This window comes from Massilia hydrophila, assembly GCF_020208145.1.
GTDB classification, from domain to species: Bacteria; Pseudomonadota; Gammaproteobacteria; order Burkholderiales; family Burkholderiaceae_D; genus Telluria; species Telluria hydrophila.
Map to the genome: position 1 here is coordinate 15533 of NZ_JAHYBX010000014.1, position 12624 is coordinate 28156.

At 69.7% G+C, this 12624-nt stretch carries 14 protein-coding genes; 8 read left to right on the forward strand and 6 right to left on the reverse strand.

Features of this window, described 5'->3' with window-relative positions; translation table 11 throughout:
* Positions 1-39 precede the first annotated feature (39 nt).
* Positions 40-765 carry an alpha/beta hydrolase gene (locus LE190_RS20865; RefSeq protein WP_225240511.1) on the forward strand — a complete coding sequence of 242 codons (726 nt, stop codon included), beginning with the start codon at positions 40-42 and terminating at the stop codon, positions 763-765.
* Positions 766-827: 62 nt separating this feature from the next.
* Positions 828-2585, forward strand: coding sequence for a cation:proton antiporter domain-containing protein (locus LE190_RS20870; protein WP_225240512.1), 1758 nt, complete (start codon positions 828-830; stop codon positions 2583-2585).
* A 27-nt stretch (positions 2586-2612) separates the two neighbouring features.
* On the opposite strand, the gene LE190_RS20875 is transcribed toward LE190_RS20870, so the two are convergent.
* From LE190_RS20875 to LE190_RS20895, 5 genes are all read right to left on the reverse strand, one after another.
* Entirely contained in the window at positions 2613-3527 is a 915-nt protein-coding gene (locus LE190_RS20875; protein ID WP_225240513.1) for a b-glycosidase, read from the reverse strand.
* A 54-nt stretch (positions 3528-3581) separates the two neighbouring features.
* Entirely contained in the window at positions 3582-3860 is a 279-nt protein-coding gene (locus LE190_RS20880; RefSeq protein WP_225240514.1) for a hypothetical protein, read from the reverse strand.
* Between the two features lie 89 nt (positions 3861-3949).
* On the reverse strand, positions 3950-4192 hold the full coding sequence (locus LE190_RS20885; RefSeq protein WP_225240515.1) for a hypothetical protein: 243 nt from the start codon (positions 4190-4192) through the stop codon (positions 3950-3952).
* A 127-nt stretch (positions 4193-4319) separates the two neighbouring features.
* Positions 4320-5921 (reverse strand): NAD(P)-binding protein, encoded by a 1602-nt coding sequence (locus LE190_RS20890; RefSeq protein ID WP_225240516.1) that lies wholly within the window; start codon positions 5919-5921, stop codon positions 4320-4322.
* Positions 5921-7432, reverse strand: a complete 1512-nt coding sequence (locus LE190_RS20895) for a polyamine aminopropyltransferase (protein WP_225240517.1) — start codon at positions 7430-7432, stop codon at positions 5921-5923. Before LE190_RS20895 ends, LE190_RS20890 begins: the two co-directional genes overlap by 1 nt.
* 73 nt (positions 7433-7505) lie before the next feature.
* Between LE190_RS20895 and LE190_RS20900 the strand changes: the two genes are divergently transcribed.
* Genes LE190_RS20900 through LE190_RS20925 form a run of 6 tightly spaced genes read left to right on the forward strand, consistent with a single transcriptional unit; the run spans position 7506 to position 12233 of the window.
* Positions 7506-7892, forward strand: coding sequence for a DUF350 domain-containing protein (locus LE190_RS20900; protein WP_225240518.1), 387 nt, complete (start codon positions 7506-7508; stop codon positions 7890-7892).
* 29 nt (positions 7893-7921) lie between these two features.
* Positions 7922-8962, forward strand: a complete 1041-nt coding sequence (locus LE190_RS20905; protein WP_225240519.1) for an SPFH domain-containing protein — start codon at positions 7922-7924, stop codon at positions 8960-8962.
* Positions 8962-10413: a DUF4178 domain-containing protein gene (locus LE190_RS20910; RefSeq protein WP_225240520.1), complete on the forward strand. Its 1452-nt coding sequence runs from the start codon at positions 8962-8964 to the stop codon at positions 10411-10413. Before LE190_RS20905 ends, LE190_RS20910 begins: the two co-directional genes overlap by 1 nt.
* 10 nt (positions 10414-10423) lie before the next feature.
* Positions 10424-10585 (forward strand): hypothetical protein, encoded by a 162-nt coding sequence (locus LE190_RS20915; protein WP_225240521.1) that lies wholly within the window; start codon positions 10424-10426, stop codon positions 10583-10585.
* On the forward strand, positions 10582-10941 hold the full coding sequence (speD, locus tag LE190_RS20920; RefSeq protein ID WP_225240522.1) for an adenosylmethionine decarboxylase: 360 nt from the start codon (positions 10582-10584) through the stop codon (positions 10939-10941). The genes LE190_RS20915 and speD overlap by 4 nt, the downstream gene beginning before the upstream one ends.
* A 44-nt stretch (positions 10942-10985) precedes the next feature.
* Positions 10986-12233: a CaiB/BaiF CoA transferase family protein gene (locus tag LE190_RS20925; protein ID WP_225240523.1), complete on the forward strand. Its 1248-nt coding sequence runs from the start codon at positions 10986-10988 to the stop codon at positions 12231-12233.
* Between the two features lie 36 nt (positions 12234-12269).
* Here LE190_RS20925 and LE190_RS20930 read toward each other — a convergent pair whose 3' ends face one another.
* Positions 12270-12593 (reverse strand): hypothetical protein, encoded by a 324-nt coding sequence (locus tag LE190_RS20930; RefSeq protein ID WP_225240524.1) that lies wholly within the window; start codon positions 12591-12593, stop codon positions 12270-12272.
* Positions 12594-12624: the final 31 nt, after the last annotated feature.

Genomic DNA, 12624 nt, shown 5'->3' on the forward strand with positions numbered 1-12624 from the left:
CCCGCCGCCAGGCGGACCGTCCACACCAACCAGGATCCCATGCGCCGCCTGTCCGCCCTGCTCCCTCTGCTGTTCACGCTGCCGGCCGCGCTGGCCGCCATCCCGGCGGACACCCACCTGCCGGCCGACATCGGCGCCTGCACCGCGGCAGCGCCCTGCCCGGTCGCCGTGCTCAGCCCCGGCTACGGACTGGCTGGCACCGACTATGGTTTCCTGACCCGCCAGCTGAACGGCATGGGCTACCTGGTCCTGGCGCTGCGCGACAGCGCCGGCGGCGCCACGATCGACCGCGGCGCGCCGATCACGCCCCAGGTGCAGGCGATCGCCCGCGCCACCGCGCGCGGCATCGCCGCCCTGCTCGACGAAGGCGCGGCCCGCGACCGGCGCTTCGACTGGCGGCGCGTGCTGCTGGTCGGCCATTCGCTCGGCGGTGACAGCTCGGCCCAATTCGCCGCCGACCACCCGCAGCGCGTGTCGGCCCTGGTCAGCCTCGACAGCCGGCGCGTCGCCCTGCCGCGCACCGACGGCATCCGTGTGCTGTCGATCCGCGCCAGCGACACCGCCGCCGATCCGGGCGTGCTGCCGGACGAAGGCGAACAGCGCCGCCACGGCAGCTGCATCGTGCGCATCGAAGGCGCGCGCCACAACGACATGCAGGACGAAGGCAGTGCCCGGCTCAAGGAAGCGATCCTCGCCATCCTCGAGACTTTCCTCGCGCCGGCGCGCCAGCCGGCCTATGCCTGCTCCCCCGCACCTGCCAGCTAGCGCCGGGGACCGCCCCCTTCCACGTTACAATCCGGCCCAGCCACCACTTCTTCGTCGATACCGTGCAAGAGCAACACGCCTTTCCCTTCCTGCGGGAGATCCTCCTGTTCCTGGTGCTGTCGGGCATCCTGATTCCGATCCTGCAGCGCCTGCGCATCAACCAGGTGGTCGGCTTCCTGGCCGTCGGCACCCTGGTTGGTCCCTTCGGGCTGGCCCTGCTGGCCGACAATGTGCCCTGGCTGGCTTTCCTTGCCCTGCCACGCGACCAGGGCACGGCTGCACTGGCCGAGATCGGCGTACTGTTCCTGATGTTCATGATCGGCCTCGAGCTCTCGGCCGCGCGCCTGTGGGCGCTGCGGCGCTGGGTGTTCGGGGCCGGCACCGTGCAGGTGCTGGCCAGCGCCCTCCTGCTCGGCGGCGGCCTGCTGCTTGCCTCCGGGCTCGACACCCGCAGCGCCCTGATCGTCGGACTGGTGCTGTCCTTGTCGTCCACCGCGGTGGTGATGCAGCTGCTCGCCCAGCAGCGGGCCACCGGCAGCCCGCTTGGCCAGGCGGCCTTCGCCATCCTGATGCTGCAGGACCTGGCGGTGGTGCCGATCCTGCTCCTGATCGGCGCCCTCGGGGGAAAAAGCGGCGGCGACGATGTCGCGCTGCTGGCCGTGCTCACGCTGGGCAAGGCCGCGCTTGCCATCGGCCTGATCTACCTGGTCGGCGGACGCGTCGTCCACACCTTGTTCCGCTCCTTTGCGGACCACCGCCAGCCGGACGTCTTCATGGCGCTGATCCTGCTCTGCACCTTCGGCATCGCCGGCCTGGCAGCCAGCGCCGGCCTGTCGATGGCGCTGGGCGCCCTGCTCACCGGCGTGGTGCTGGCCGAGACCGAGTTCAAGCACGAAGTCGAGCTGGTGATCGAGCCCTTCAAGGGCCTGCTCATGGGCCTGTTCTTCATGACCGTCGGGATGAGCATCGACACCCGCCAGATGCTCGAGGCGCCGCTGCTGCTGGCCGGGCTGGTGGCCGGCCTGGTGCTGCTCAAGGCGCTGGTGGTGGCGGCCGTGATGCGCGTCGGTGGCCACCCATGGAGCCGCGCGCTCGAAGGCGGCCTGCTGCTGGGCCAGGGCGGGGAATTCGTGTTCGTCGCGATCGGCTACGCGATGAGCATGCAGGTGCTGGAGCCGGCGCTGGGCGCGCGCGTCATGCTGGTGGTCGGCCTGTCGCTGTTCCTCACCCCAATGCTGGCGCGCCTGGGCCGCGCCATCGGCCAGCGCCACGAGCGCGCCCGCGACCAGCTGCAGGAGCTCGGCGACGGGGCGCTGGCCTCGGCGCGCGGCCGCATCATCATCGCCGGCTTCGGACGCGTTGGCCAGCAGCTGGCCAAGCTGCTGGGCGAGCAGAACATCCCCTTCATCGCCTTCGAATGCGACGCCAAGCTGGTGTCCAGGCTGCATGCCGAAGGCAAGCCGGTCTACTTCGGCAATGCCGCGCGTCCGGAACTGCTGCACCATGTCCACGCCGACGAGGCGCCGGCCATCGTGCTGACCATGGATCACCCTGCCTCGGCCATGCGGGCGGTGCGCGGCATCCGGCGCGACTTCCCGCACGTGCGCCTGTTCGTGCGCTCGCGCGACGAGAAGGACGCGCGCGCCCTGCGCCTGGCTGGCGCCAGCGTGGTGGTACCCGAGACGCTCGAAGCGAGCCTGCAACTGTCGGCCTTCGTGCTGGAAGCGATGGGCCTGGACGAACGCACCGTGGACGGCATCGTCAACCATGAGCGCGAGCTGGTCAACGCCAAGCTGCTGGCGCCCGGACACGCACCCTGAAGGCGGGCGCCTGGCGCGGCGCGCTCCTCAGTGCCAGTCCTTGTCGGGCTGGGTATCGAGCCGGTGCGCGGCATCGACCACGTCCTGCAGCTCGACCGGATCGCTGAAAGGGTCGGCATCCAGCTCCGTGACGCGGTTCAGCGCTTTCTGCCAGCGCCGCAGCTCGTCGACATAGGGCTGGTGCGGCACCCGTTTCAGGTCGCCGTCCTGTTCGGCCAGGTCGCAGATGCCGTTGTTGACCCACTCCCCGGTATGCCAGTCCGGCATGTCGACCGCCGGGAACAGGCAGATGCCTTGCAAGTCCATGCCGCGCCGCACCGCCGCCAGCGATTCGCCCATCACGTCGCGCAGCCAGTCGGCGCGGCCGTGTCCCAGGCCGCTGGTCTCGCCGATGATCATCGGCCGCCGGTAGCGCTCCCAGACCGTGCCGAGCATGTCGCACAGCGGCGCGATGCGTTCGTCGCCGGGCGGCAGCGGCGCATGCGGTCCGCTCTCGCGGTACTCCATCTGGCCGAAGGAATAGACGTTGGCGCCGACAATGTCCAGCAGTTCGGGCGCGCCGCCGCATTCCGGATGCGCGCGCCCGGCGATGATGTCCCAGGCCAGGAAGGTATCGACCTCGGTCTCGTGGCGCGCGGCCTCGGCCTGGTCCGGACGGTCGCGCGGCGCCACCACCCGCACCAGCGGATCGATGTGGACCAGGCGCGCCTGCGGATCGACTTCCCGGATCGCCCGCGCGCCGGCGATCGCGGCGCGGCACAGCGCCACCCGCAGGCGCATGCGTTCCGCCCGGCTGCGGCGGTAGGGCGCGGCCCAGCCCCATTCGCCGGCGCAATAGGAAAAGAAGGTGATCTCGTTGACCGGCGTGAAGAAATGCGGTCCGCGCACCCGCGGCAGCACGTAGCTGGCGGCGGCGCGGCAGTAGGCCGCGAAGCGCGCCACGAAGGCGTCCGAGAACGGATCGAGGTCGTCCGGATAGCCGTAGTGGCACAGGTCCTACACCGGCAGCACCTGCGCCGCGTTCATCGCCGCGATGTAGGGGTCGATCAGCGAAAAGTCGCAGTGGCCGGCACGGTCCACCAGCGGCCAGGGAATGCCTTCGCGCGCGACGGCGATGCCGAGCCGCGCCAGCATCCGGTAGTCGGCCGCGGCGTGGCGGTCGTGCGCCGTCTCGGCCACCAGGTTGCGCCGCACGCAGTCCTCGCCCCACAGGAAGTTCGAACACTCGAAGCCGGACAGGAAGAAAGTCGGGAAGATTCCGGGATGCCGTGCCATGCGCCCTCCTTGCCGTGCCGCCCGGTCATCCGGGCCAGGCGCACAGCATGCCACGGCTGCGCCGAACGCCGTGCACGGCTCGCGCCTGGCTAGCGCCGCGCCAGAACCGTCTGGTTCCGGGCAGACACCAGGAACTCCCAGTAGGTGGCGTGGCCGGACGCGCGGCGCGGCGCCAGCGGCGCCATCGCCTCGCCCGCCACGCAGTCCGCCGTCGCACCCTGGGGCGATGTGGCGATGACGGCGGTGACGGCCGGACTGCCGGTGCCGCATCCCGCGGCTGCCGCGGCCAGCAGCAGCGCGGCCAGCCGGCCCCGGAGGACTGGCCGATTCATGGAAGCTGCTTGCGGGCGCGCGTTGGACATGCAGTGCAGTCTACCCAGCGGCCGGTCGCCAACTTGTGCAAAATTGTCACGCAAATGACGGAAAGATGTACCGGACTGCCGGCCGCCTCGCGCGCCTTCAGGCCAGCGCGCGCTGCGCCGCCCGGCAGCCCCACCAGGCGGCTTCCTCGAACACCGACAGGCCGGACAGGTCGGCATGCGCGAACAGGACCGGACCGGCCGCCTCGCGCAGGGCCGCCAGGCCGGAGTTGGCAAGAAAACCCGGCCGCGGCACCGCCATCGCATGCGCGCGCAGCGTGATGTCGGCCCGCTCCACGCAGGGCGCGAAGGCCCAGCCATAGGCCTGTTCCAGGTCGCTGGCGGCCAGCTCCAGCAGGGCCTGCGGGCTGGCCGACTGCAGCCAGCGGCGCGCTTCCTGCGGCGTACGGTTTGAGAGCGCCGTGTAGGCGGTGAACACGGTCTTGTCGGGCGGCCGCGAGCGGATGTCCTGGTGCGTGGACACCACGTAGCCCAGTCCGCGCCCCCCGTACACGACGTTGTCCCAGGCCAGCTGGGCGTCGGGCAGCTCGCGCGGGAAGTCGCGCATCAGAAAGTTCGTCACCATCCAGGGGGCGTACTCCGGCAGGTGCCGGCGCGGATCGAAGCCGTAGGCCTGGATGCCTTCCACCACGCGGCTGGCGACGAACAGCGGCATGGCGATGATCGCGCGGCGCGCGCGCACCAGGAAGCTGCGCGGCTGCCCGCCTTCCAGCGTGAAGCACAGCGCCTCGGCCCTGCCGTCCACGACGCGCACCGAGGCTGCGGTGCCGGCGCGCCGGCGCGCTCCCGCGCGCGCGGCCAGGGCCTCGGCCAGCGGCGCCAGGCCACCCGGCCAGGTCAGCAGCGCGTTCTCGTCCGCGTTCGCGGCCTGGCCCCAGCGTCCGGCGAAATAATGGATGCCGGCCCAGGCCGAGACGCGTCCGGTGCCGGCGCCATAGTCGTCGCGGCAGCAGTAGTCGAGGTACCAGCGCAGCGTCGGTGAACGGTAGCCCTCCCGGTCCAGCCACTGCGCGAAGCTGATGCGGTCGAGCACGCGCCAGGCCGGATCGCTGGAAGCCAGCACCAGTGGGAAGGCGAAGGCGCGCCGGCCATCCGCACCGCGCCCGTGGCGCAGGCGCGCCATCGCAGCGAAGAAGCGCCGGTGTTCGGCGGCGTCGCCCGCATCGGCCGGCACCAGGCCTTCGTGCCAGGCACCGTCGCGCAGCAGGCGCTCCTGGGGGCCATGCAGGATGAAGCGCTCGTCGTAGGTGGGCCGCTCCTGGTCGGCGCCGCGCCGCAGGATGCCCAGGTCGGCCAGCATGGCGCGCACGTGTCCGGACTCCGGCCCCGGCAGCGGCAGGTAGTGCGCGCCCGTCGGGCAGGCCAGCTCGCCGTAGCGGCTGCCGGCGGCGTTGCCGAACGCTTCCGGGCCGTCCAGCAGCAGGTAGTCCTGGTGGCCCAGCTTGCCGAGCTGCCAGGCCGCGCTCAGGCCGGCGACACCGGAACCCAGGATCAGCACATCGGTTTCAAACACTTGCGCAGGCGGCGGCAGGCGGCCGCGGTCGCGCAGGTAATGTCCCTCGTCGCGGCCAGGCGCATGCACGGCAGGCGCGATCTCTTGCCAGCGCGCGAAGCCGGCGCCGCCCGCCAGCGCGGCGCCGGCGGCGCCCAGCGCCGTGAGCACGAAGGAGCGGCGCTGCATCAGCGGATCACCTGGCGCCAGTCTTCCTCGAAAGCGCGCACCAGCGACTGGGTGTCGAGCCGGTTCGGCGCCATCGGCCGGCGCGGCATGTCGGGTGGCCACTCGAACATGGCGCGGGTGCTGGCGCCGTCAAGGAAGCGCATCGGCAGGCGGTAGCTGGCGGGCGGCGCGAAGCGTCCCTCGGGCGAGGCCATCACGAAGCCCCACTCGCCGAACGACGGCACGTACAGGTGGTAGGGCCAGGTGCGCAGGCCCACTTCACGCAGGGTCGCCTCGATGGTCCAGTAGGCGTTCGGCGCGAAGAACGGAGAAGTCGACTGCACCACGATCAGGCCCTGGGCTGCCACGTGCTTGCGCAGCAGGCCGTAGAACGGCACCGAGTACAGCTTGCCGAGGGCGAAGCTGGACGGGTCGGGGAAGTCGACGATGGCCACGTCGTACATGCCGGCGTCCTTCTGCAGCCAGATCCCGGCGTCGGCGTTGACCACCTTGACCCGCTTGTCGTTCAATGCGCCGGCATTCAGCTTCACCAGTTCCGGACGGTTGGCGAAGGCCGCGGTCATGGCCGGATCGAGATCGACCAGGGTCACCTCCTCCACCTGCGGATAGCGCAGCACCTCGCGCAGGGCCAGCCCGTCGCCGCCGCCCAGCACCAGCACCCGCCGCGCCCAGGGCAGCGACTGCATGGCCGGATGCACCAGCGCCTCGTGGTAGCGGTATTCGTCGCGCGAGGAAAACTGCAGGTTGCCGTTGATGTGCAGGCGCAGGTCGTCCTTCCAGCGCGTGATCACCAGGCGCTGGTAGGGCGTGGTGGTGGAATACACGACCTCGTCGCCGAACAGGCCGTGCTCGCCCCACTCCACCATGCGGTCCGACAGGCCGAAGCCGAGCACCAGCGTGAACAGCACCGCGCAGGCGCGGATCGCGCGCCCGCGCAAGGCCTCCAGTTCGGCGCGGAACACGTACAGGGTCCACATCGCGACGCCGACGTTGAGCATGCCGAACAGGAAGCCGGTGCGCACCAGGCCCAGTTGCGGCGCCAGCACCAGCGGGAACAGCAGCGACACGGCCAGCGCGCCGAGGTAGTCGAAGGTGAGTACGCGGCTGACGATCTCGGCGAACCCGGTGCGGCGCTCGTTCAGCGCGCGCATCACCAGCGGCACCTCCATGCCGACCATCATCCCGATCAGGAACACGGTCAGGTAGAGCACCGTGCGGAAGGGCGCGCCCATCCAGGTGAAGGTCATGAACAGCACGGCGGCCGACATCCCGCCCACCAGGCCGACGGCCAGTTCGATGTCGATGAAGCGCCCCAGCACGTCCTCGTCGCGCACGTACTTCGAGAAGTGGGCGCCGACGCCCATGGCGAACAGGTAGCAGCCGATGATGGTGGAGAACTGCAGCACCGAGTCGCCCAGCAAGTAGCTGGACAGGGCGCCGGCGACCAGCTCATAGGCCAGGCCGCAGGAGGCGACGACGAAGACCGACAGGATCAGAATTTTTTTGGTCATTGAACAACTTTTGTTCTAAGATCGCTGTGCTGCCGCAGTGTGACGACCTCGATTATTTATTCTGGAGAAACTTGTGCCCGCCATCCTAAACTATGTGCTGCATCTTGCGACGGCGATCGCGCTGGTTCTCGCGTTTTTTGTGGTGTACACGCGGATCACGCCCTATGACGAAATCCTGCTGATCCGCCAGGGCAACTGCGCCGCCGCGCTGTCGCTGGGCGGCACCCTGCTCGGCTTCTCGGTGACCATCGCCTCGGCCCTGATGCACACCGCCGACTACTACGCGTTCTGCGGCTGGGCGGCGCTGGCGATGCTGATCCAGGTGCTGGTGTTCGTGGTCGCCACCCGCCTGCTGCGCATGTCCAAGGACCAGATCGAACACAACAACATCGGCTTCGGCATCCTGCTCGGCGCCATTTCGCTGTCGATCGGCCTGGTCAACGCCGGCAGCATCTCCTGATCCACCCACCCGCATAAAGAGGAAGCACCATGTCGCTCGGCTCATTCATCAAGAAGCAGTTTCTCGACGTCCTGCAGTGGAACGAGGAAGGCGAAGGGGTTCTCGCCTGGCGCCACCCGATGGAGGATTTCGAAATCCAGAACGGCGCCACCCTGGTGGTGCGCGAATCGCAGGTCGCCGTGTTCGTCGACGAGGGCCGGGTGGCCGATGTGTTCGGCCCCGGCACGCATCGCCTGACCACTTCGACCCTGCCGCTGCTGACCAACCTGAAGAACTGGGACAAGCTGTTCGCCTCGCCCTTCAAGTCGGACGTGTATTTCTTCTCCACCCGCGTGCAGACCGGCCGCAAGTGGGGCACCCCGCAGCCGGTGACGATCCGCGACAAGGACTTCGACATGATCCGGGTGCGCGCATTCGGCATGTATTCCTACCGGATCGCCGATCCGCGCCTGTTCTTCACCGAGATCAGCGGCACCCGCGCCGCCTACACCCGCGAGGAAGTCGAGGACCAGCTGCGCGGCCTGATGCTGGCCACCATGGCCAATTCGCTGGGCGCGTCAAAAATCGCCTTCCTCGACATGGCCGCCAACCAGACCCTGATGGCGCAGCAGATCCGTGGCGACCTCGATTCCGCATTCGGCCGCTACGGCGTCAAGCTGGACGAGTTCAACGTGGCCAGCGTCAGCCTGCCGGAAGAACTGCAGGCAGCGCTGGACGAGCGCATCTCGGCCGGCATGAAGGCCAGCCTGGGCGCCGACAAGATGGGCGGCTTCACCCAGTTCCAGGTGGCCAGCAGCATCCCGCTGGCGGCCCAGAACGAGGGCGGCATCGCCGGCATCGGCGCCGGTGCCGGCGCCGGCATCGCGATCGGCCAGGCCATGGCGCAGGGCATGCAGGGGGCGTTCTCGCCGGGCGTCGCCACGCCCCCGCAGCCGCCGGCCGTGCCGGCCGCCAGCGAGTCGATCGAGGACCGCCTGGCCAAGCTCAAGGGCCTGCTGGACAAGGGCCTGATCTCGCAGGGCGACTATGACAGCACCAAGGCCGAGCTGCTGAAGAAACTGATCGGCTGATGCAGACCGTCGACTGTCCTTCCTGCGGCGCGCCGGTCGGTTTCCGCTCGCACGCTTCCGTCGTGGCGGTGTGCGAGTACTGCCGCGCGACCGTGCTCAAGGAAGCGGACGCGGTGCGCGACCTCGGCAAGATGTCCGAGGTGCTGGAAGACTATTCGCGCATCCAGCTCGGTACCGCCGGCAGCCACGGCGGCCGCGGCTTCACCGTCATCGGCCGCATCCAGCTGCGCTTCGATGCCGGCATGTGGAACGAGTGGTACATCCTGTTCGACGACGGCGGCGACGGCTGGCTGGGCGAGTCCGCCGGCCAGTACGTGATGACGACCCGGCGCGAACTGGCGCCCGGCTGGCCGGCCTTCGACGCGATCCGGATCGGGCAGCAGGTCGACATCGGCTTCGGCCCCTTCGTCGCGGCCGACAAGCGCGTCGCGCGCTGCAGCGGCGGCCAGGGCGAGCTGCCGTTCCGGGTAGGCCAGGGCTGGGAGGCGCGCGTGGCCGACTTCCGGCGCGGACCCAGCTTCGCCACGCTCGACTATTCCGACGCGGCCACGAGCGCGGACCCGCCAATGCTCTACGCCGGCACCGCGGTGACGCTGGAAGCGATGCGCTGCCAGTTGCTGCGCGACGAGGAACAGATCAAGGCCAGCGCCGGGCGCTACCGCGGCCAGGTCGACACGCTGGCGTGCCCGTCCTGCGGCACGGCGATCCGCTATCTCCCGGGCCTGGCGGCGAACTGCGTGTGCCCTGCCTGCAGCGCGCGCGTGGATGCTTCCTCGCCCAAGGTCGAGGTGCTGCGCCAGGGCGAACAGGTGGCGCGCCTGCCCTTCACCCTGGAGCTGGGCGCGACGGCGAAGATCAGCGGCCAGGAGTACCGCGTGCTCGGCGCCATGCGGCGCGAGGACGACGAGGGCGAGGCCTGGAACGAATACCTGATGTACGCGCCCCGTGGCCCCTTCTTCTGGCTGGTCGAGACCGACGAAGGCTGGTCGCGCGCCGAGGTGCTGGACGACTGGCCCGCGCCGCCCCTGCCCTCGCAGCAAACGGTGCGCTGCGCCGGCGCCGACTACACGCGCACCTGGGACTACCCGGCGCGCGTGGTGGCCGCGGCCGGGGCGTTCACCTGGCGCGTGGCGGCCGGCGACACGGTGCAGGTGGTCGAATACGAGCACGGCCAGAACGGTCTGTCGGCTGAATACACGGCCGAGGAGCTGAGCTGGTCGCACTCGACGCCGGTGGCCTACGACCAGTTGCGCGCCTGGTTCGGGCTGGCCCAGCAGGCGAAGCCGGAAAAGCAGCCGCTGACCGGCCGCGACATCGCCTGGAAAGCCCTGCTGTGGATGGTGGGCCTGAACGCCATTCCGCTGATCTTCAACTTCGGCACGACCCTGGCCTGGATGCTGGTCGGGATCGTCGCCCTGTTCCTGCCCCTGCTGCTGGCGCCGGACAAATGACGCTGCCTTCATGAGAACCAAGTTCCTCCTCTACGCCATCGTGGTGGCCCTGGTCACCACCATCGTATGCTGGACCAGCATGGCCGGTTCCAGCCGCTCCGGCGGCGGCAACAGCTGGCGCTCCCACAGCTACGGCGGCGGTGGCTACGGCGGCGGCGGCAGCCACAAATGAGCGGCGTGCACCGTCCCGCCGGGATCCACCTGCTGGCCGACCTGGGCGGCATCGAGGCCGCGCTGCTGGCCGATGCCGGCGCGATCGACGTGCTGCTGCGCGCGGCCGCGCTGGCGGCCGGCGCCTGCATCCTGCACAGCCACTTCCACGGCTTCGGTCCGGGCCAGGGCGTGACGGGGGTGCTGCTGCTGGCCGAGTCGCACATCTCGATCCACACCTGGCCCGAGCATGGCTTCGCCGCGGCGGACATCTTCATGTGCGGCGCGGCCCGGCCCGAGCGCGCGCTGGAGCTGATCGAGGCCGCATTCAGGCCCGCCACGCGCACGGTGCAGACCATTGCGCGCGGGCAGCTATAATCCGGGGCTTGTCCTTTCACCTCCCGCTCATCCGCAGGAACAACATGACGCAAGCCACTACTCCTTCCGCGCCGAAGGCGCTCGGCCACATCCGCGTACTCGACCTGTCGCGCGTGCTGGCCGGCCCCTGGTGTGCGCAGAACCTGGCCGACCTCGGCGCCGACGTGATCAAGATCGAACGTCCCGGCAGCGGCGACGACACCCGCGCCTGGGGTCCGCCCTATGCGCGCGATGCCGAGGGCCAGGACACGGGCGAAGCCGCCTACTACCTGGCGGCCAACCGCGGCAAGCGCTCGGTAACGGTCGATATCGCCAGCAGCGAGGGCCAGGCCCTGCTGCACGAACTGGTGAAGCACTGCGACGTGGTGCTGGAAAACTTCAAGGTCGGCCACCTGAAGCGCTACCGCCTGGACTACGACAGCCTGAAGGCGATCAAGCCCGACCTGGTGTACTGCTCGATCACCGGCTTCGGCCAGGACGGGCCGTATGCGCACCGCGCCGGCTACGACTTCCTGATCCAGGGCATGGGCGGCCTGATGTCGGTGACCGGCGAGCGCGACGACCTGCCGGGCGGCGGCCCGCAGAAGGCCGGCGTGGCCCTGACCGACCTGATGACCGGCATGTACGCGACCGTGGCCGTGCTGGCCGCGCTCACCCACCGCGACCGCACGGGCCAGGGCCAGCACATCGACATGGCCCTGCTCGACACGCAGGTGGCGATGCTGGCCAACATGGGCAGCAACTACCTCAACAGCGGCAAGCCGCCCAGGCGCTGGGGCAATGCGCACGCCAACATCGTGCCCTACCAGACCTTCGCCTGCGCGGACGGGCACATCATTGTCGCCACCGGCAACGACGGCCAGTACCGCAAGTTCGTCGAAGCGGGTGGCCGGCCGGAGCTGGGCAGCGACCCGCGCTTCGCCACCAATCCGCTGCGCGTGCAGAACCGCGACCTCCTGGTGCCGATCCTGGCGGAGATGGTCAGGGAGAAGAAGCGCGACGCGTGGATCGCCCTGCTGGAGTCGGTCGGCGTGCCCTGCGGGCCGATCAACGACATCGGCGAAGTGTTTGCCAACGAGCAGGTGCGGGCGCGCGAAGTCGCGATCGAACTCCCGCATCCGACCGCCGGCAAGGTAACCCTGGTGCGCAATCCGATCCGGATGTCGGCCCTGCCTGCCACCAGCGACAAGGCCCCACCCCTGCTGGGCCAGCACACCGCCCAGGTGCTGCACGAGATGCTCGGCCTGGACGAGGCGGCGATCGCCGTCCTGCGCGACAAGGGCGTCGTCTGATGTTCCGTGGTGGGCGGCCGCGCCGCCCACCCGGCTTCAATGCAGCTGGTGTTTCAGGTCCGACAGCACGTCATGCACCCGCGTCACCACCGACGCCACCTGTGGCGAAGGCTGCCCGTTGCGGCACATCCGTTTCGCCTCGTCGCCCATTTCCTCGAGCCGGTCGATGCACTGCACCATCCGCGACTGGTCGTTCGACTGCATCACGCGCTGCGCTTCCGGCATTTCGTGGGCGATCTTCTGGATGCAGTCGCGGATTTCGCTCGGTGCACCCTGGTCATTGCGGGTCACTTCCTCGGCCTGGTTGATGGTCTGCTGGATCTGGCTGAATCGCTGCTGGATTTCGGCGGCTTGCAACATGATTGACCTCCTGAAAGTAGCGCGGCGTATC

Bases quoted from the DNA above. Each gene is read 5' to 3' on its own strand.
- LE190_RS20930 (WP_225240524.1), bottom strand. From the start codon at position 12,593: ATGTTGCAAGCCGCCGAAATCCAGCAGCGATTCAGCCAGATCCAGCAG.
- LE190_RS20925 (WP_225240523.1), top strand. From the start codon at position 10,986: ATGACGCAAGCCACTACTCCTTCCGCGCCGAAGGCGCTCGGCCACATC.
- LE190_RS20890 (WP_225240516.1), bottom strand. From the start codon at position 5,921: ATGCAGCGCCGCTCCTTCGTGCTCACGGCGCTGGGCGCCGCCGGCGCC.
- LE190_RS20885 (WP_225240515.1), bottom strand. From the start codon at position 4,192: ATGAATCGGCCAGTCCTCCGGGGCCGGCTGGCCGCGCTGCTGCTGGCC.
- LE190_RS20910 (WP_225240520.1), top strand. From the start codon at position 8,962: ATGCAGACCGTCGACTGTCCTTCCTGCGGCGCGCCGGTCGGTTTCCGC.
- LE190_RS20880 (WP_225240514.1), bottom strand. From the start codon at position 3,860: ATGGCACGGCATCCCGGAATCTTCCCGACTTTCTTCCTGTCCGGCTTC.
- LE190_RS20865 (WP_225240511.1), top strand. From the start codon at position 40: ATGCGCCGCCTGTCCGCCCTGCTCCCTCTGCTGTTCACGCTGCCGGCC.
- LE190_RS20915 (WP_225240521.1), top strand. From the start codon at position 10,424: ATGAGAACCAAGTTCCTCCTCTACGCCATCGTGGTGGCCCTGGTCACC.
- LE190_RS20895 (WP_225240517.1), bottom strand. From the start codon at position 7,432: ATGACCAAAAAAATTCTGATCCTGTCGGTCTTCGTCGTCGCCTCCTGC.
- LE190_RS20905 (WP_225240519.1), top strand. From the start codon at position 7,922: ATGTCGCTCGGCTCATTCATCAAGAAGCAGTTTCTCGACGTCCTGCAG.
- speD (WP_225240522.1), top strand. From the start codon at position 10,582: ATGAGCGGCGTGCACCGTCCCGCCGGGATCCACCTGCTGGCCGACCTG.